Source organism: Pseudomonas sp. NBRC 111140, assembly GCF_001320885.1.
GTDB classification, from domain to species: Bacteria; Pseudomonadota; Gammaproteobacteria; order Pseudomonadales; family Pseudomonadaceae; genus Aquipseudomonas; species Aquipseudomonas putida_P.
Genome location: NZ_BCBQ01000005.1, coordinates 62,127 through 78,099 on the forward strand (window position 1 = coordinate 62,127; position 15,973 = coordinate 78,099).

Here is a 15,973-nt window from a genome sequence, read left to right on the forward strand (position 1 = left end):
ACGCGGTTGTTGTAGGTGCGCGCATGCGTTCCTACAACAACCGCGTAAAGGCCTGGATCAGTCCCGCAGATCCGACTCGTGAATCGGGTTGGCCCGGCTGGTCGCGCGCTGGTATTGCGCAGGCCAGGTCGCCTTGTTGCCGCCCAGGTCATCGTCGGCATGCAGCGGCCAGTACGGGTCGCGCAGCAGTTCACGGGCGAGGAAGATGATATCGGCCTGGCCGGTGCGCAAAATATGCTCGGCCTGGGCCGGTTCGGTGATCATGCCCACGGTGCCGGTGGCGATTTCCGATTCCTTGCGCACGCGCTCGGCGAAGCGGGTCTGATAGCCAGGGCCGGTGGGGATTTCGGCGTTTACCGAGGTCCCGCCAGAGGACACATCGATCAGGTCTACGCCCAACCCTCGCAGACGTCGGGCCAGTTCAACGGTTTCATCGGGGTTCCAGCCATCTTCGACCCAATCGGTTGCCGATACCCGCACGAACAATGGCAACTCGGCCGGCCAGACCTTGCGCACGGCCTCCACCACTTGCAAGGTCAGGCGGATGCGGTTTTCGAAGCAGCTGCCGTACTCGTCGCGGCGTTGGTTACTCAGCGGCGAGAGGAACTGGTGCAACAGGTAGCCATGGGCAGCATGAATTTCCACCACCTTGAAACCGGCCTTCAAGGCGCGCTCAGTCGAGGCAACGAAGGCGTCGATAACACCCTGGATCTCGTTCTCGGTCAGCTCGCGTGGCGCTGTGTGCTGCGGGTCGAAGGCGATCTTCGAAGGGCCCACCGGCTGCCACCCGCCGTCTTCGAGCTTCACACTACCCTGCTTGCCCAGCCATGGGCGATAGGTGCTGGCCTTGCGCCCGGCGTGTGCCAGCTGGATACCGGGCACGGCGCCTTGGGCGGTGATGAAGCGAGTGATGCGTTGCAACGGGGCGATCTGCGTGTCGTCCCACAGGCCGAGGTCTTCGGCGGTGATGCGGCCATCGGCGGTGACCGCCACGGCTTCGGTGATCACCAGGCCCGCACCACCAACGGCGCGGCTGCCTAAATGGACAAGGTGCCAATCGTTGGCCAGGCCATCGATAGCGGAATACTGGCACATCGGCGAGACGGCGATGCGGTTGGGCAGGGTCAGCTGACGCAGGGTGTAAGGCTCAAGCAGCAGGCTCATGAGGGCACCTCCCAAGGACTCCAATGGTGATCCGGCCCGGACACTCAATTGCACGTCCCTGGCCCAGGTCCGGTCATAACTTCAGACTAGACCAGAATGGGTGGGGGGGATGTTCCGTGGGATTTTGGGGTGGCTGGCGGTCGGTCAAAGGCAGATTTTAGCGGGCCCATACCTGATAGGAATTTCAGATGTTCCCTACGACTCAGATCTGGTGTGTGTGATCGAGACGTACAACCGGGAAGCAGTGGAAGGCATTGTGTTCTTCTCACTGCTTGGTTTGGCCTCGTTTGTCGCAGCAGGCGTAATGCACTGGCAAAACCGGCAGCGGAAAAAACAATCCGAGATCAGTCAATAGCCGTTGCACCTGACACCGGGGGCGGGTTTACCCGTGAAGAATGTGACGCGGTGAATGGCACCGGCTTTGCCGGTGTTCGCGGGTAAACCCGCTCCCACAGGTACTGCGCAAGCCCTGAACCAGCCGCCGGCCCTCTGGGAGCGTTGGGCTCAGCGTGGCTCCATGTGGGCAATCATCAACTGCACACTTTCATTGCCACGAAACTCGTTCACATCCAGCTTGTACGCCAGTTCGACCCAGCGCACGGTCGGGTTCGGCCACACTTCGCGGTCAACGCCGAAGGCGATGCCATCCAGTCGCACCGAACCACACTCGCTCTTGAGCACCACCTTCAGGTGCCGCTCGCCCACCACGCGCTGCTCCACCAGTTGGAACACGCCGTGAAACAGCGGCTCGGGGAAATGCTGGCCCCACGGCCCGGCATGGCGCAAGGCCTTGGCCAGGTCGAGGTGGAATTCCTCCACGGCCAGGCTGCCATCAGACAACAGCCGGCCTGTCAGGTCTTCCTCGCGCAGCTGGCGCCGCACTTCTTCGTCGAACGCCTCGGCAAACGCCTGGAAATTGCCTTCAGGCAACGACAACCCCGCCGCCATGGCGTGGCCGCCGAATTTGCTGATCAGTTGCGGGTGGCGGGCCGCTACGGCATCCAGCGCGTCGCGGATATGGAACCCTGGTACCGAACGCGCCGAGCCTTTCAGCATGCCTTCGCCGGCATCGGCAAAGGCAATGGTTGGACGGTGATAACGCTCTTTAAGGCGCGACGCCAAAATACCGATTACACCCTGGTGCCAGTCGGCATCGAACAAACACAGACCATACGGCATCGACTCGACCGGCAGGTCCTTGAGCTGGGCCAGGGCTTCGCGCTGCATCCCCTGCTCGATGGACTTGCGGTCCTGGTTCAGGTCGTCTAGCTGCTGGGCCATGTCCTGGGCCAGTGCCGCGTCTTCGCACAGCAGGCATTCAATGCCCAGGCTCATGTCGTCCAGGCGACCGGCGGCGTTCAGCCGTGGGCCGAGGATGAAACCCAGGTCAGTCGAGGTGATACGCCGGTGATCGCGGCGGGCCACTTCGAGAATCGCCTTCAGCCCTGGCCGGGCACGACCGGCGCGGATGCGCTCGAGGCCCTGGTGCACCAGGATGCGGTTGTTGGCATCCAGCGGCACCACGTCGGCAACGCTGCCCAACGCGACCAGGTCGAGCAGTTCGCCTATGTTCGGCTGTGCTTGCGTCTCGTAACGGCCCAGGCTGCGCAGTCGCGCGCGCAGGGCCATCAGCACGTAGAAGATCACCCCTACCCCGGCCAACGACTTGCTGGGGAACGTACAGCCCGGCTGATTGGGGTTGATGATGGCGTCTGCGTCGGGCAACTGCTGGCCTGGCAGGTGATGGTCGGTGACCAGCACCTTGAGCCCAGCGGCCTTGGCCGCCGCCACACCCTCGACGCTGGAAATGCCATTGTCCACGGTAATCAGCAGTTGCGGCTGGCGTTGCAGCGCCACTTCGACGATTTCCGGGGTCAGGCCATAGCCATACTCGAAGCGGTTGGGTACCAGGTAATCGACATGGGCCGCACCCAGTAGGCGCAGGCCCAGCACCCCTACGGTGCTTGCGGTGGCACCGTCGGCATCGAAATCGCCAACAATGAGGATACGCTGGCGCTGGTCGAGCGCCTCGACCAGCAGGTCGACACCGGCCTCGATGCCCTTTAGCTGCTGGTACGGCAGCAGGCGCGCCAGGCTTTTGTCCAGCTCGGCCTCGCTCTGCACGCCGCGCGCGGCGTACAGACGGGTGAGCAAAGGTGGCAGATTACCCAGAAATGGCAGGGTCGGCGGCAGAGGGCGAGGTTCGATGCGCATGGGTTGCTTCAGCCACGCTCACCAAGCAGCCACTGCAGTTGTACCTCATGCTGGCCACGGTCGTCGGTGACGAATACCGTGCCTTCGCTGATCATCACGTCCCACTTGATGCTGCGCGGCATGTCGGTCGCCAAGGTTTCCAGCACCTCTTGCGGTACAGCGGCAATGCTCAGGTTCTTCAGGTTCTTGACCGCGCTCACCACTTTGCCCTCCCACACCCGCAGGCTGCCGTAGGCCAGCAGGCTGGTGCGTTCGGTACGGCGCGAGCACCAGGTCAGGCGGTCGGCGTCTGGCTGGCCCACTTCGATCCAATGCAACACGCGATCGTCCAGGCTCTTTTCCCAAAGCGCCGGCTCATCGACATCCGACAGGCCACGGCCAAACGACAAGTTCTCGTTGTACCAGAGCGCATACGCCAACAGACGAACCGCCATACGCTCTTCGGTTTCCGAAGGGTGGCGAGCGATGGTCTGCTTGACGCTTTCGTAGACGTTGCGGTCAAGGTCGGTGAGATTCAATTCGAACTTGTAGGTGGTGGACGGCTGGGCCATGGTCGACGGGCTTCGTGCAAAAGAAAAGTGGCACAGTCTACCCCATCCGCACCTTCCATGCGCCGCAGCAGTACCCGGCGAAACCGACGTGTGATAAAACCACGGCACTGCCCAACTGCCACGGATGCCCCATGTCGACGCCCAGCAAACCCCTCGCCGGCCTTAAAGTTGTCGAACTCGGCACCTTGATCGCCGGGCCGTTCGCCTCGCGTATCTGTGCCGAATTCGGCGCCGAGGTGGTCAAGGTCGAATCGCCCGATGGCGGCGACCCGTTGCGCAAGTGGCGCAAGCTGTACGAGGGCACGTCGCTATGGTGGTTCGTGCAGGCCCGCAACAAACAGTCGCTCACCCTCAACCTCAAGCACCCCGAGGGGCGCGAGATTCTCAAGCGCCTGCTGGCCGAGGCCGACATCCTGATCGAAAACTTTCGCCCAGGCGTGCTGGAAAAGCTTGGCCTGGGCTGGGATGTACTGCATGCGCTGAACCCGCGCCTGGTAATGGTGCGCCTGTCAGGCTTTGGCCAAACCGGGCCGATGAAAGACCAGCCGGGCTTCGGCGCGGTGGGCGAGTCGATGGGCGGCCTGCGCTACATCACCGGTTTCGACGACCGCCCGCCGGTGCGCACGGGCATTTCCATCGGTGATTCGATTGCCGCCCTGTGGGGGGTGATCGGCGCACTAATGGCGTTGCGCCACCGGGAAGTCAATGGCGGCCAGGGCCAGGTGGTGGACGTGGCGCTGTACGAAGCGATCTTTGCCATGATGGAAAGCATGGTCCCGGAATTCGATGTGTTCGGTTTTATCCGCGAACGCACTGGCAACATCATGCCAGGCATTACGCCCTCCTCCATCCACACCAGCGCCGACGGCAAGCATGTGCAGATCGGCGCCAACGGCGATGCGATCTTCAAGCGCTTCATGCAAGCGATCGGCCGCGACGACCTGGCCGACGACCCGACCCTGGCCAGCAACGACGGCCGCGACCTGCGTCGTGACGAGTTGTACGGGGTGATCGATCGCTGGGCCAACAGCCTGCCGCTGGAGCAATTGATGCAGGTGCTTACCACCGCCGAAGTACCGGCCAGCCGTATCTATTCAGCCGAAGACATGTTCAACGACCCGCAGTACCTGGCACGCGAGATGTTCCTGCAGGCCAAGCTGCCGGATGGCAAGCCATTTCGCATGCCCGGCATTGTGCCCAAGTTGTCGGAGACCCCCGGTTCCAGCGAATGGGTCGGCCCGGCCCTTGGCGAGCACACCGAGGCACTGCTCGCCAGCCTGGGCTATGACGCGGCGGCCATCGCCAGCCTGCGCGTAGCAGGCACGGTCTGACTCTGGCGCTGCCCGGTTTCATGCGCGCGGCCCGCTGCCTACGTCACCTGGTCCTGCTGTGCGGGCTATTGCCCGCACTGCTGCTACAGCCTGTCAGTGCCAAGGAACACATCTTCTGGCTGGTGCGCGACCTGCCGCCGTTCACCATTTTCGAAGGCCCGGAAAAAGGCCAGGGGGTGATCGACCAGTTGTTGCCACTGCTGATCGGGCAGATGCCCGAGTACGACCACACCATTTTGCGGGTCAACCGCGCCCGCGGCCTTCAGATGCTGCAAGACCGCAACAGCTTCACCTGCGACCCGACCCTGCTATGGACCCCGGAACGGGCCGAATACGTGCGTTTTTCCATGCCGTCGCTGGGTGTGGTCAGCGGCGGGCTGGTGCTGCGCAAGGAAAACCAGGCGCTGATGGCGCCCTACCTCGACGGCCAGCAGGTAGACCTGCATGGTTTGCTGAGCAACAACGCGCTGAAGCTGGGGATTGTTGCAGAACGCAGTTACGGCACGCAGATCGACGCCATTCTGCGTCAGTTGCCCGACACCGCGCTCAGCCGCCATTATGGCAACGACGCCACTGCCAACCTGCTGCAGATGCAACAACTGGGGCGTTTGCGCCTGGTGCTCGGCTACTGGCCTGAGGTGCGCTATCTCATCCAGCAACAAGGTGGTTCACTGGCTGATTACCAGTTTCATCCTGTGCAGGGGGTAGAACGCTATCAGTTTCTGCATGTGGGTTGCTCGGACAACCCTCTGGGGCGCGAAGCGATTGCGCATATCGATCAGCTGTTACCCAGGCTGCGCCAGGAAGTATTGCCGGCGCTGTATGCGCGCTGGCTGGACCCTGCGCTGCAGGAAGACTACCTGGAAGAGAGCAAGCGTTTCTTCGAAGCGCAGTAGTTGCAGCCCATCGCGCCAAAAAAAGCCGCGCCTACAGGCGACTGCGCAGAACCCAAAAAGAAACCCCGGACGCTGGGGAAGACGCCCGGGGCCAAGCGAAAGTCCTTGGAGACTTCCCGTGACAGCCCTGCCAGCGCCGGAGCAAAGCGCTGGCCGGCTGCCCCTACTGTGTCTGATAAGCCACTCAGGCAAAGGTTCCCTGGGGTTGCTGACGCTGCTGCAATGCGGCAATCACACACGGCTGCAAACGCCCTTCTGCTATTTGCAAGTCACGGTGCAAGCCATCCACCAAATCGATCAGCAGGCGTTGCTCCTGCAACTGTCGCTCGCTGACCATGCGCCGCAAGGTAATACCGGCAAGGCGGTCATGAACGGTCAATTGGCGATTGCCACTGGCATCGGCGCTGCCGAGGTGTGCCTGATAGGGGGCTAGGGCGTCGTTGAGCAGGCTGCAGATTCTTTCCATCCGGATCACTCGCTGCGTGGTGGGATCTAAAGGAACTGACCAACAGGCACAGCGGAAAGTTCGTCACACTGCGGCTGTCTCAGTGAGCATGCGGGGCCGACATGACAGCTTTACTACACCGCCCTGGGCGCACCTGCAGTGTTTGCAGGGCGTGCTGCAGGCCCGGCATCGACAGCGGCCAGGGCAGCTCGGCGAGCACCCACAGGCCGCGTCTTCTGGCCTCTTGGGCAAGGTTTTGACGATTGGGCGCGGGCTGGCCGACGAACAGCAATGCGCGCGCATTGTGTTGCTGGGCGAGCAAGGCAAGACCGGCCCGCGTTGACATGGCGTGGTCGAGGATCAGCAAATCGGGGCGATGCTCAGCGCTGAGGCAGGCATCCAGGTCACCGGTGCTCGTGCTGATGCGCACGTTGAAGACACCCTGGCTATTGAGCGCCTGGTGCAGCAGGATCTGGTGGGATGGGCGTGCCTGGTGGATCAACACGTAGGTCTGGTGCATGAGCCGCTCCGGATGGGAGGACCGGCTAATCTAGGCGTTGCGCCCAGCAGGCTGAATAGGGCTTTTCAGAGGCGATCGTGGGAAAAGTCCGAGAAGCTGGGGCCGCGTAGCGGCCCCGCAAACCCACTCGGTTACAGCGGCTTGCCGCGGTTGCCGTGCTGGCTGACAAAGCCCTGTACAGCTTTCAGGTCATTGGCCAGCACCGTGCAACGCTCTTCACGGCTGAACAGGTCGCTGAGGTGCGCCGGCAATTCCAGCGCCTTGCCCACACCGGCCTTCTCCACCGCTTCCGGGAACTTGACCGGGTGCGCGGTGCCCAGCACCACCATCGGCGTATCCAGGCTACGGCGGCACTCGCGGGCAGCCTTGACGCCGATCGCGGTATGCGGGTCGAGCACTTCACCGGTGGCGGCGAATACTTCGGCAATGGTCTCGCAGGTTTGCTCGTCGCTCACAGCCAGCGAGTCGAACAGCTTGCGCGCTTCGGTCCAGCGGTCTTGCTCGACGCTGAAGCCGCCACCTTGCTTGAAGTTGGCCATCAGCTCGGCAATCGCCCCCCCGTTGCGGCCGTGCAGGTCGAACAGCAGGCGCTCGAAGTTGGACGAGACCATGATGTCCATCGACGGCGACAAGGTCGCGTGCAGGGTGTCCTTGACGTACTGGTTGCCGCTCATGAAGCGGTGCAGGATGTCGTTGCGGTTGGTGGCGACGATCAGCTGGCTGACCGGCAGGCCCATGTTGCGCGCCAGGTAGCCGGCGAAAATGTCGCCGAAGTTGCCAGTCGGTACCGAGAACGCCACCGAGCGCGCCGGGCCGCCCAACTGCAGCGCTGCGTGGAAGTAGTAGACGATCTGGGCCATGATCCGCGCCCAGTTGATCGAGTTGACGGCTACCAGGCGGGTGCCCTTGAGGAACGACTGGTCGGCGAAGCTGGCCTTGACCATTTCCTGGCAGTCGTCGAAGTTACCTTCGATGGCGATGTTGTGGATGTTGTCGCCGAAGATGGTGGTCATCTGCCGACGCTGCACTTCCGACACGCGCTGGTGCGGGTGCAGGATGAAAATGTCGACGTTGTCGCAACGGCGGCAGCCTTCGATGGCGGCAGAACCGGTGTCACCACTGGTGGCGCCGACGATCACCACGCGCTCGCTGCGCTTGGCCAGCACGTGGTCGAGCAGACGGCCGAGCAACTGCAGGGCAAAGTCCTTGAACGCCAAGGTCGGGCCGTGGAACAGCTCCAGCACCCATTCGTTGCTGTTCAGCTGGCGCAGCGGTGCGACCGCCGCGTGGGCGAACTCGCCGTAGGTTTCTTCGAGGATCTTCTTGAAGTCGGCGTCGGCGATGCTGCCTTCGACGAACGGGCGCATCACTCGGAAAGCCAGCTCGTGGTACGGCAGACCGGCCCACGAGGCGATTTCTTCCTGGGTGAAGCGTGGCAGGTTTTCCGGCACGTACAAGCCGCCGTCACTGGCCAGGCCAGCCAGCAGCACGTCTTCGAAATTCAGGGCCGGTGCCTGGCCGCGGGTACTGATATAGCGCATGGGTGCAAACCTTCGATGCTGGGGCCGGGGCCGCGCTGGCGGCCCGACGGCACTAATTTTGTTAGTTGAGCTGTTCGACGCGAATGCGCACAACCTTGCCGACCACGTCCTGCAGGGCTTCCAGGGCGATGATGGCATCGTTGATACGCTGCTCGACCACACCATGGGTCAGCAGGATCATCGGCACCAGGCCGTCCTGCTCCTCGGCTTCCTTCTGCATGATCGACTCGATGTTGATGCCACGCTCCGAGAGAATGCTGGCCACCTGGGCCAGTACGCCCGGGTGATCCTTGGCCTGAATGCGCAGGTAGTAGGCGCTTTCGCAGGCTTCAATCGGCAGGATCGGGTGGGCCGACAACGAGTCTGGCTGGAAGGCCAGGTGCGGCACGCGGTTTTCCGGGTCGGAGGTCATGGCACGGACCACGTCGACCAGGTCGCCGACCACCGACGAAGCGGTGGGCTCCATACCAGCGCCCGCGCCGTAGTACAGGGTAGACCCGGCCGCGTCACCGTTGACCATGACGGCGTTCATCACGCCGTTGACGTTGGCGATCAGGCGGTCGGCTGGGATCAGCGTCGGGTGCACGCGCAGCTCGATACCTTCGGCGGTGCGACGGGCAACACCCAGGTGCTTGATGCGGTAGCCCAGGGCCTCGGCGTAGTTCACGTCCGCCGTGGTCAGCTGGGTGATGCCTTCGGTGTAGGCCTTGTCGAATTGCAGCGGAATGCCGAACGCGATGGACGCCAGGATGGTCAGCTTGTGCGCGGCGTCGATGCCTTCGACGTCGAACGTCGGGTCGGCTTCGGCGTAACCCAGCGCCTGCGCTTCGGCGAGCACGTCCGGGAAGGCGCGGCCCTTCTCACGCATTTCGGTGAGGATGAAGTTGCCGGTGCCGTTGATGATGCCGGCCAGCCAGTTGATGCGGTTGGCCGACAGGCCTTCGCGGATAGCCTTGATGACCGGGATGCCACCGGCCACAGCCGCTTCGAAGGCGACAATGACGCCCTTCTCGCGGGCTTTAGCGAAAATTTCGTTGCCGTGCACGGCAATCAGCGCCTTGTTGGCGGTGACCACGTGCTTGCCGTTTTCGATGGCCTTGAGCACCAGGTCGCGGGCGATGGTATAGCCACCGATCAGCTCGATGACAATGTCAATCTCCGGGTTGCTCGCAACTTCGAACACGTCAGCGGTAATGGGGGTACCGGTAATCTGGCAGTTCGGGTTCTGCGAGCGCATGGCGATCTGTGCCACTTCAATACCGCGCCCGGCACGGCGGGCAATCTCCTCGGCGTTGCGCTGAAGTACATTGTAGGTTCCGCCACCGACGGTCCCCAACCCACAGATGCCTACTTTGACCGGTTTCACTGTGAACTCCCCATTGAACGGTCGACACGCTTGCCGACCGTGAAACATGCCGTCACCCCATGACGACGGCGTACTTGATTGAATTACTTGGCAAGTGCCAGCTTGGCAACTTGCGGTGCCGGCTGGTAGCCCGGAATGACCTGGCCGCTTTCAAGGACGATGGCCGGCGTGCCATTGACACCGATCGACTGGCCCAGCTGGAACTGCTTGCTGACAGGATTGGTGCACTTGGCGGCCTTGATTTCTTCACCTTCGACCATTTTGTCCATCGCCCCACGGCGGTCGCTGGAGCACCACACCGCCTGCAACTGCTGGTCACCCGGCGAGCCGAGGCCCTGACGCGGGAACGCGACATAGCGCACTTCGATACCGCGACGGTTCAGCTCGGGCACTTCGGCATGCAGCTTGTGGCAGTACGGGCAGGTGGTGTCGGTGAACACGGTGATATGCGACTTGGTCTCGCCCTTGGCAGGATAAACCACCATCTCGGCGGCTGGAATGCCGTTGATGAGCTTGGCGATGCCTTGACGTTCGGTCTTCTCGGTGAGGTTGACCGGCTTGCCGTCCTGGATCTGGAACAGGTAACCCTGCATCACGAACTGGCCGTCGGCGCTGGCGTAGAGCACGCGACCGCCCTGCAGCTTGACTTCATACAGGCCGTTGAGGGGGCTGCTGGCCACGCTTTCCACGGGCACTTCCAGCTCTAGGTTCTGCAACGATTTACGGATGGCCTGCTCGGCCCCGGCGTTTCTATCGGTTGCCGCAGCAACGGCAAAGGTACTGGCCAGCGCCAAAGCGGCGGCGGCGAAAAACTGGGTCACGCGCATGGGAACTCCTGAAGGCGGACAGGGGCCGGAGGGCGCCACCTGCGGAAAATACGCGGTGACCGTGCGGCCCTTGGTGCAAACCGCCCAAGCCTACCACATCACGCTGCCGGTGAAGGGGCTGGCAAGGACCGGCCGGCGGAACATGAAAAACATTCATCCACGCGGGTGGTGCTGCGCGTGCAACTGCTGCAGGCGGGCCTTGGCGACGTGGGTATAGATCTGCGTGGTCGACAGGTCGCTGTGGCCCAGCAGCATCTGCACCACGCGCAAGTCGGCACCGTGGTTGAGCAGGTGGGTGGCGAAGGCATGCCGCAAGGTGTGCGGCGACAGCGGCTTGTCGATGCCAGCAACCCGGGCATGATGCTTGATGCGGTGCCAGAAGGTCTGGCGAGTCATCTGCTCGCCTCTCAGGCTGGGGAACAGCACGTCGCTGGGGCGGCCGTTAAGCAGTTCGGCGCGGCCATCGCGCTGGTAGCGTTCCAGCCACACCACCGCCTCTTCACCCATGGGCACCAGGCGCTCCTTGCTGCCCTTGCCCATTACCCGCAGCACACCCTGGCGCAGGTTGACCTGGTCGAGAGTCAGGCTGACCAGCTCGGTGACGCGCAGGCCGCAGGCATAGAGCACTTCGAGCATGGCACGGTCGCGCTGGCCGATGGCTTCGCCCAGGTCCGGTGCCTGCAGCAGGGCTTCGACATCGGCTTCGGAGAGTGACTTGGGCAGTGGTTTGCCCAGTTGTGGCATGTCGACCTGCAAGGTCGGGTCGATGGCCACCAGCCTTTCCCGCAGCAGGTAGCGGAAAAAACCACGCAGGCCGGACAGGAAGCGCGCCGTGGAGCGCGGCTTGTAGCCTTGGTCGAGGCGCCAGGCCAGGTGATCGAGGATCAGCTCGCGACCGGCATCCGGCAGCGACACTGCCTGCTCCTGCAGCCAGCCATTGAACAAGGCCAGGTCACTGCGGTAGGACACTCGGGTGTTGTCAGACAGGCCTTTTTCAAGCCACAGGGCGTCGAGAAACTGATCTATCAGGGGGTGATCGAGGGCGGGCATGAAGACTCGGTGGCAAACGGCGAATTGACGCTTAGTCTTTCATAACACTGCAGGCATAGGGAGCCCGTATGAGCGAACAGCAGATTCTTCTCAGCGTCGGCGGTATCGGTGCCGCCGCGCTTGCCTGCCAATGGCTGGCCTGGCGCCTGAAACTGCCGGCGATTCTGTTTCTGCTGCTGGCCGGGATCATCGCCGGCCCGGCACTGGGCTGGCTCGATCCCGAAGCACTGTTCGGCCCGTTGCTGATGCCGCTGGTGTCGCTGGCAGTGGCACTGATCCTGTTCGAAGGCAGCCTGACCCTGCACCTGTCGCAGTGGCGCGAGATCGGCAGCGTGGTGCATCGCCTGGTCACCGTGGGTGCCCTGCTCACCTGGCTGGTGATCGCCCTGGCGACCCACTGGCTACTCGGGTTCGACTGGCCGCTGTCGATTCTGTTCGGCACCCTGACCCTAGTGACCGGGCCCACGGTGATCGTACCCATGCTTCGCGTGGTGCGGCCAAAGTCGACGATCGCCAACATCCTGCGCTGGGAGGGGATCATGATCGACCCCATCGGCGCGCTACTCGCCGTGGTGGTGTACAGCTTCATCATCGCCAGCGCCGATGGCAACGGGCTGAGCCAGAGCCTGACCACTTTTGCCGGGGTGATTTTTTGCGGCACAGCCTTGGGCGCGGCCGGCGGGTGGCTGCTGGGGCAGATCATGCGCGAGCAGTGGCTACCGGAGTACCTGCACAACCTCGCATCGCTGGCGGCGGTACTGGGCATTTTCATCGCCGCCAACCAGATCATGCATGAATCCGGGCTGCTGGCGGTGACTGTGATGGGCATGTGGCTGGCCAACATGCGCGGGGTCGATGTGCGACAAATCCTGCACTTCAAGGAAAACCTCAGCGTACTGCTGATTTCCGGCCTGTTCATCCTGCTCGCCGCGCGCCTTGACCTGCATGCCCTGCTAGGCCTCGGCCCTGCGGTGCTGGCCTTGTTGCTGGTGATCCAGCTGGTGGCACGCCCGCTCAACGTGTGGCTGTCCACGCTGGGCTCGACACTCAGCTGGCGCGAGCGCGCACTGCTGGCCTGGATTGCGCCCCGCGGCATCGTCGCAGCCGCTGTTTCCGCTATCTTTGCCATCCGCCTGCACCAGGCCGGCCACCAGGACGCCCTGCTGCTGGTGCCGCTGACCTTCGCGGTGATCATCGGCACGGTGGTACTGCAAAGCGCCACGGCCAGGCCGCTGGCACGCCTGCTCAAGGTCGCCGAACCAGCACCCAGCGGGTTTCTCATCGTCGGTGCCAACGAACCAGCCCGCGCCATCGCCAAAGCCCTGCAGCAGCTGGGCTGCCGGGTGTTGCTGACGGACTCCAGCTGGGAAAACATCCGCGCTGCGCGCATGGACGGTCTTCCGACCTATTTTGGCAACCCCGCCTCGCAGCATGCCGATGCCCACCTGGACCTGGTCGGCCTCGGGCACTTGCTGGGCCTTTCTCCCGCTGGCGAAATCAATGCCCTGGCCTGCGCAAGGTTTCGCCATGATTTCGGGCACGGGCGGCTGTTCGTGCTGGCCAGCGGCCTGGAGAAACAACGTAGCGACAAGCACCGGGCGGCCGAGGAGCATCGTGGCCATCTGCTGGGGGCCAACCCGATGACCTACCTGCAACTGGCCAACCGCCTGCATCAAGGCGCCGAGTTGTACAGCACCAACCTCACCGAAGGCTTTGGCTGGGATGCCTACCAGGCACTGCATGGCGAACGTGCACTCCTGCTGTTCGCCCGCGATGGCCATGGCTGGGTGCATGTAGCCAGCCCCGACAACCCGCTGCAGCCGCAACCGGGCTGGACCCTGGTGGCGTTGATCGAGCCAGCGCCAGAACCCTGATCTTCAGGCGCTTGGCAGCACGGGCACCGGGCGCTTGTCCTCGTCGATGGCGACGAAGCTGAACACCCCATGGATCGCCCGCTCACGGCCGTCCAGGTACATGTTCTCGACAAACACATCCACCTGCACCTGCAAGCTGGTATTGCCGACCTTGATCACCGTCCCCACCAGCTCGACGATCGAGCCCGCCGGGATCGGGTGCTTGAAGTCGATGCGGTCGGTAGAAACGGTCACCAGCGGCAGGCGGCAGAAGCGCGTGGCGGCGATGAACGACACTTCGTCCATCCAGGCCAGTGCGGTGCCGCCGAACAGGGTGTTGTGGTGGTTGGTGGTGTTGGGGAACACCGCCTTGGTCACGCGGGTCACCGACAGCTCGGTGCGGCGCTGGATTTCCTGGTCTCGGGTAGTCATGGCAATCACATCTTCGGGGTTTCAAAACGCAAAAAAGCAGCCCGAAGGCTGCTTTTTTCTCGCTAGGCGGCCTCGGCCACCGGGCAAACTGTACTCAGGACAGTTTTTCCTTGATGCGAGCGGCTTTGCCGGACAGGTCGCGCAGGTAGTACAGCTTGGCTTTACGCACGTCACCACGACGTTTCACGGCCAGGCTGTCGATTTGCGGGCTGTAGGTCTGGAAAGTACGCTCTACGCCAACGCCGCTGGAGATCTTGCGCACGGTGAAGGCGCTGTTCAGACCGCGGTTACGCTTGGCGATAACGACGCCTTCGAACGCCTGCAGACGGGAACGCTCACCTTCCTTCACTTTAACCTGAACGACAACGGTGTCGCCTGGTGCGAAGGTCGGGATTTCCTTGCTCATCTGCTCGGCTTCGAGCTGCTGGATGATCTTGTTGGTCATGCTGTGCTCCTAAGATGGATACGTGATCCACCATCGATACGTTTAACTATCGTCCCGCTCGCGGAGATATTCCTCGAGCAGCTTCTTCTCTTCTCCAGAAAGCGAGCGACTTTCCAGAAGATCGGCGCGTCGTTCGAAGGTCCTACCAAGGGACTGCTTCATCCTCCAACGCCGGATATGTGCATGGTTGCCACTTAGCAACACGTCGGGAACACGCTGATCCGCATACACCTCAGGTCGGGTGTAGTGCGGGCAATCGAGCAGACCGTCGGTGAAGGAATCTTCTTCCGCCGAGTCCACATGCCCTAAAGCTCCGGGCAGCAGCCGCGTAACCGCATCGATCAGTACCATGGCCGGCAGCTCGCCACCGGAAAGCACATAGTCGCCAATCGACCACTCCTCATCGACATGAGCCTCGATAAAGCGCTCGTCGATGCCTTCATAACGACCGGCGATCAGGATCAACGATTCCTGTTCGGCCAGGCCTTTGACCGCCTGCTGAGTCAGCTTGCGGCCTTGTGGCGAAAGGTAGATCACCTTTGCCGCAGCTCCGGTCGCTTGCCTGGCGCTAACCAGGGCATCTTCCAGAGGCTTGATTTTCATCACCATGCCCGGACCACCGCCAAACGGCCGATCATCTACCGTGTGGTGACGATCTGTGGTGTAGTCCCGCGGGTTCCAGCAAGTTACCTGAAGCAACCCCTGTTTCACCGCGCGGCTGGTAATGCCGTACTCCGTGATGGCCGAGAACATCTCGGGGAACAACGTGATGACGTCTACGCGAAGGTTACCCATCGTTTAGAAGTCCGCGTCCCACTCAACCCGCATCACGCCTGCTTCCAGGTCGATTGCCAGCACGCATTGCGCCGTATAGGGCAACAGACGCTCGCGATCATCCAGGCTGCCTGCGCAGGGTTTGACCACCATTACATCGTTCGCACCGGTCTCCAACAGGTGATCGACCTTGCCGAACAGGTGTTCGTCCTGGTTGATGACCTTCAAACCGACCAACTGGTACCAGTAGTACTCGTCGGCAGCCAGGTTGGGCAAAAGGCTCCGCGCAATGCAGATTTCGTAACCGCTCAGAAGACGGGCTTCATCGCGATCTTCGAGGCCTTTGAGCTTCACGACCAGGCCCTTTTGGGAGCCACGACCGCTGACCAGCTCGACCTGCTTTACCTTGCCTTCGTGCCGAAGCGTCCAGCGCGGATAATCCAACAGGTTTTCAATCGGATCGGTAAAGGAATACACCTTCACCTCGCCGCGAACGCCGTGAACCGAAAAAATCTTGCCAACGACGATCAGGTCGTCAGCCTTTTCTGGCGTCGCGTTCATACT

Annotated in this window: 17 protein-coding genes; 4 read left to right on the top strand and 13 right to left on the bottom strand. The window is 62.6% G+C overall.

Annotated elements, in window-relative coordinates; all coding sequences use genetic code 11:
- Positions 1 to 57: 57 nt before the first annotated feature.
- Positions 58 to 1,164: an NADH:flavin oxidoreductase/NADH oxidase gene (locus APH42_RS02950; RefSeq protein WP_060492690.1), complete on the bottom strand. Its 1,107-nt coding sequence runs from the start codon at positions 1,162 to 1,164 to the stop codon at positions 58 to 60.
- Between the two features lie 109 nt (positions 1,165 to 1,273).
- Between APH42_RS02950 and APH42_RS02955 the strand changes: the two genes are divergently transcribed.
- A complete protein-coding gene (locus tag APH42_RS02955; RefSeq protein WP_060492691.1) occupies positions 1,274 to 1,519 on the top strand; it encodes a hypothetical protein in 246 nt (81 codons plus the stop codon).
- A 149-nt stretch (positions 1,520 to 1,668) separates the two neighbouring features.
- On the opposite strand, the gene recJ is transcribed toward APH42_RS02955, so the two are convergent.
- Positions 1,669 to 3,378, bottom strand: coding sequence for a single-stranded-DNA-specific exonuclease RecJ (recJ, locus tag APH42_RS02960; protein ID WP_012270771.1), 1,710 nt, complete (start codon positions 3,376 to 3,378; stop codon positions 1,669 to 1,671).
- 8 nt (positions 3,379 to 3,386) lie between these two features.
- A complete protein-coding gene (locus APH42_RS02965) occupies positions 3,387 to 3,929 on the bottom strand; it encodes a YaeQ family protein (protein WP_003252169.1) in 543 nt (180 codons plus the stop codon).
- Between the two features lie 131 nt (positions 3,930 to 4,060).
- On the opposite strand from APH42_RS02965, the gene APH42_RS02970 reads away from it, so the two are divergent.
- Positions 4,061 to 5,260, top strand: a complete 1,200-nt coding sequence (locus tag APH42_RS02970; RefSeq protein WP_012270770.1) for a CaiB/BaiF CoA-transferase family protein — start codon at positions 4,061 to 4,063, stop codon at positions 5,258 to 5,260.
- Between the two features lie 20 nt (positions 5,261 to 5,280).
- Positions 5,281 to 6,156 (top strand): TIGR02285 family protein, encoded by an 876-nt coding sequence (locus APH42_RS02975; RefSeq protein ID WP_060492692.1) that lies wholly within the window; start codon positions 5,281 to 5,283, stop codon positions 6,154 to 6,156.
- Positions 6,157 to 6,340: 184 nt separating this feature from the next.
- On the opposite strand, the gene APH42_RS02980 is transcribed toward APH42_RS02975, so the two are convergent.
- The 6 genes from APH42_RS02980 to xerD form a co-directional block, all read right to left on the bottom strand.
- Positions 6,341 to 6,622, bottom strand: a complete 282-nt coding sequence (locus APH42_RS02980) for a DUF3509 domain-containing protein (RefSeq protein ID WP_012270768.1) — start codon at positions 6,620 to 6,622, stop codon at positions 6,341 to 6,343.
- A 79-nt stretch (positions 6,623 to 6,701) separates the two neighbouring features.
- Positions 6,702 to 7,121: a response regulator gene (locus APH42_RS02985; protein ID WP_060492693.1), complete on the bottom strand. Its 420-nt coding sequence runs from the start codon at positions 7,119 to 7,121 to the stop codon at positions 6,702 to 6,704.
- Between the two features lie 131 nt (positions 7,122 to 7,252).
- Positions 7,253 to 8,662: a threonine synthase gene (thrC, locus tag APH42_RS02990; RefSeq protein WP_060492694.1), complete on the bottom strand. Its 1,410-nt coding sequence runs from the start codon at positions 8,660 to 8,662 to the stop codon at positions 7,253 to 7,255.
- A gap of 61 nt (positions 8,663 to 8,723) precedes the next feature.
- Positions 8,724 to 10,028, bottom strand: a complete 1,305-nt coding sequence (locus APH42_RS02995; RefSeq protein WP_060492695.1) for a homoserine dehydrogenase — start codon at positions 10,026 to 10,028, stop codon at positions 8,724 to 8,726.
- An 83-nt stretch (positions 10,029 to 10,111) separates the two neighbouring features.
- On the bottom strand, positions 10,112 to 10,855 hold the full coding sequence (locus APH42_RS03000; RefSeq protein ID WP_060492696.1) for a thioredoxin fold domain-containing protein: 744 nt from the start codon (positions 10,853 to 10,855) through the stop codon (positions 10,112 to 10,114).
- A gap of 153 nt (positions 10,856 to 11,008) precedes the next feature.
- Positions 11,009 to 11,905 (bottom strand): site-specific tyrosine recombinase XerD, encoded by an 897-nt coding sequence (gene xerD / locus APH42_RS03005; protein WP_012270763.1) that lies wholly within the window; start codon positions 11,903 to 11,905, stop codon positions 11,009 to 11,011.
- 68 nt (positions 11,906 to 11,973) lie between these two features.
- On the opposite strand from xerD, the gene APH42_RS03010 reads away from it, so the two are divergent.
- A complete protein-coding gene (locus tag APH42_RS03010) occupies positions 11,974 to 13,779 on the top strand; it encodes a sodium:proton antiporter (protein ID WP_060492697.1) in 1,806 nt (601 codons plus the stop codon).
- A gap of 3 nt (positions 13,780 to 13,782) precedes the next feature.
- Here the strand turns inward: APH42_RS03010 and APH42_RS03015 are convergent, their stop codons facing one another.
- The 4 genes from APH42_RS03015 to rimM all read right to left on the bottom strand — a co-directional run bounded on the left by APH42_RS03015 (position 13,783) and on the right by rimM (position 15,970).
- Entirely contained in the window at positions 13,783 to 14,190 is a 408-nt protein-coding gene (locus APH42_RS03015; protein ID WP_012270761.1) for an acyl-CoA thioesterase, read from the bottom strand.
- Between the two features lie 94 nt (positions 14,191 to 14,284).
- Complete coding sequence (gene rplS, locus APH42_RS03020) at positions 14,285 to 14,635, bottom strand: 50S ribosomal protein L19 (protein ID WP_003252148.1); 351 nt, start codon at positions 14,633 to 14,635, stop codon at positions 14,285 to 14,287.
- A gap of 42 nt (positions 14,636 to 14,677) precedes the next feature.
- Complete coding sequence (gene trmD / locus APH42_RS03025) at positions 14,678 to 15,430, bottom strand: tRNA (guanosine(37)-N1)-methyltransferase TrmD (RefSeq protein WP_003252146.1); 753 nt, start codon at positions 15,428 to 15,430, stop codon at positions 14,678 to 14,680.
- Positions 15,431 to 15,433: 3 nt separating this feature from the next.
- Positions 15,434 to 15,970 carry a ribosome maturation factor RimM gene (gene rimM / locus APH42_RS03030; RefSeq protein WP_012270759.1) on the bottom strand — a complete coding sequence of 179 codons (537 nt, stop codon included), beginning with the start codon at positions 15,968 to 15,970 and terminating at the stop codon, positions 15,434 to 15,436.
- Between the last annotated feature and the right edge of the window lie 3 nt (positions 15,971 to 15,973).

Bases quoted from the DNA above. Each gene is read 5' to 3' on its own strand.
- APH42_RS02950 (WP_060492690.1), bottom strand. From the start codon at position 1,164: ATGAGCCTGCTGCTTGAGCCTTACACCCTGCGTCAGCTGACCCTGCCC.
- APH42_RS02955 (WP_060492691.1), top strand. From the start codon at position 1,274: ATGTTCCGTGGGATTTTGGGGTGGCTGGCGGTCGGTCAAAGGCAGATT.
- recJ (WP_012270771.1), bottom strand. From the start codon at position 3,378: ATGCGCATCGAACCTCGCCCTCTGCCGCCGACCCTGCCATTTCTGGGT.
- APH42_RS02965 (WP_003252169.1), bottom strand. From the start codon at position 3,929: ATGGCCCAGCCGTCCACCACCTACAAGTTCGAATTGAATCTCACCGAC.
- APH42_RS02970 (WP_012270770.1), top strand. From the start codon at position 4,061: ATGTCGACGCCCAGCAAACCCCTCGCCGGCCTTAAAGTTGTCGAACTC.
- APH42_RS02975 (WP_060492692.1), top strand. From the start codon at position 5,281: ATGCGCGCGGCCCGCTGCCTACGTCACCTGGTCCTGCTGTGCGGGCTA.
- APH42_RS02980 (WP_012270768.1), bottom strand. From the start codon at position 6,622: ATGGAAAGAATCTGCAGCCTGCTCAACGACGCCCTAGCCCCCTATCAG.
- APH42_RS02985 (WP_060492693.1), bottom strand. From the start codon at position 7,121: ATGCACCAGACCTACGTGTTGATCCACCAGGCACGCCCATCCCACCAG.
- thrC (WP_060492694.1), bottom strand. From the start codon at position 8,662: ATGCGCTATATCAGTACCCGCGGCCAGGCACCGGCCCTGAATTTCGAA.
- APH42_RS03000 (WP_060492696.1), bottom strand. From the start codon at position 10,855: ATGCGCGTGACCCAGTTTTTCGCCGCCGCCGCTTTGGCGCTGGCCAGT.
- xerD (WP_012270763.1), bottom strand. From the start codon at position 11,905: ATGCCCGCCCTCGATCACCCCCTGATAGATCAGTTTCTCGACGCCCTG.
- APH42_RS03010 (WP_060492697.1), top strand. From the start codon at position 11,974: ATGAGCGAACAGCAGATTCTTCTCAGCGTCGGCGGTATCGGTGCCGCC.
- APH42_RS03015 (WP_012270761.1), bottom strand. From the start codon at position 14,190: ATGACTACCCGAGACCAGGAAATCCAGCGCCGCACCGAGCTGTCGGTG.
- rplS (WP_003252148.1), bottom strand. From the start codon at position 14,635: ATGACCAACAAGATCATCCAGCAGCTCGAAGCCGAGCAGATGAGCAAG.
- trmD (WP_003252146.1), bottom strand. From the start codon at position 15,430: ATGGGTAACCTTCGCGTAGACGTCATCACGTTGTTCCCCGAGATGTTC.
- rimM (WP_012270759.1), bottom strand. From the start codon at position 15,970: ATGAACGCGACGCCAGAAAAGGCTGACGACCTGATCGTCGTTGGCAAG.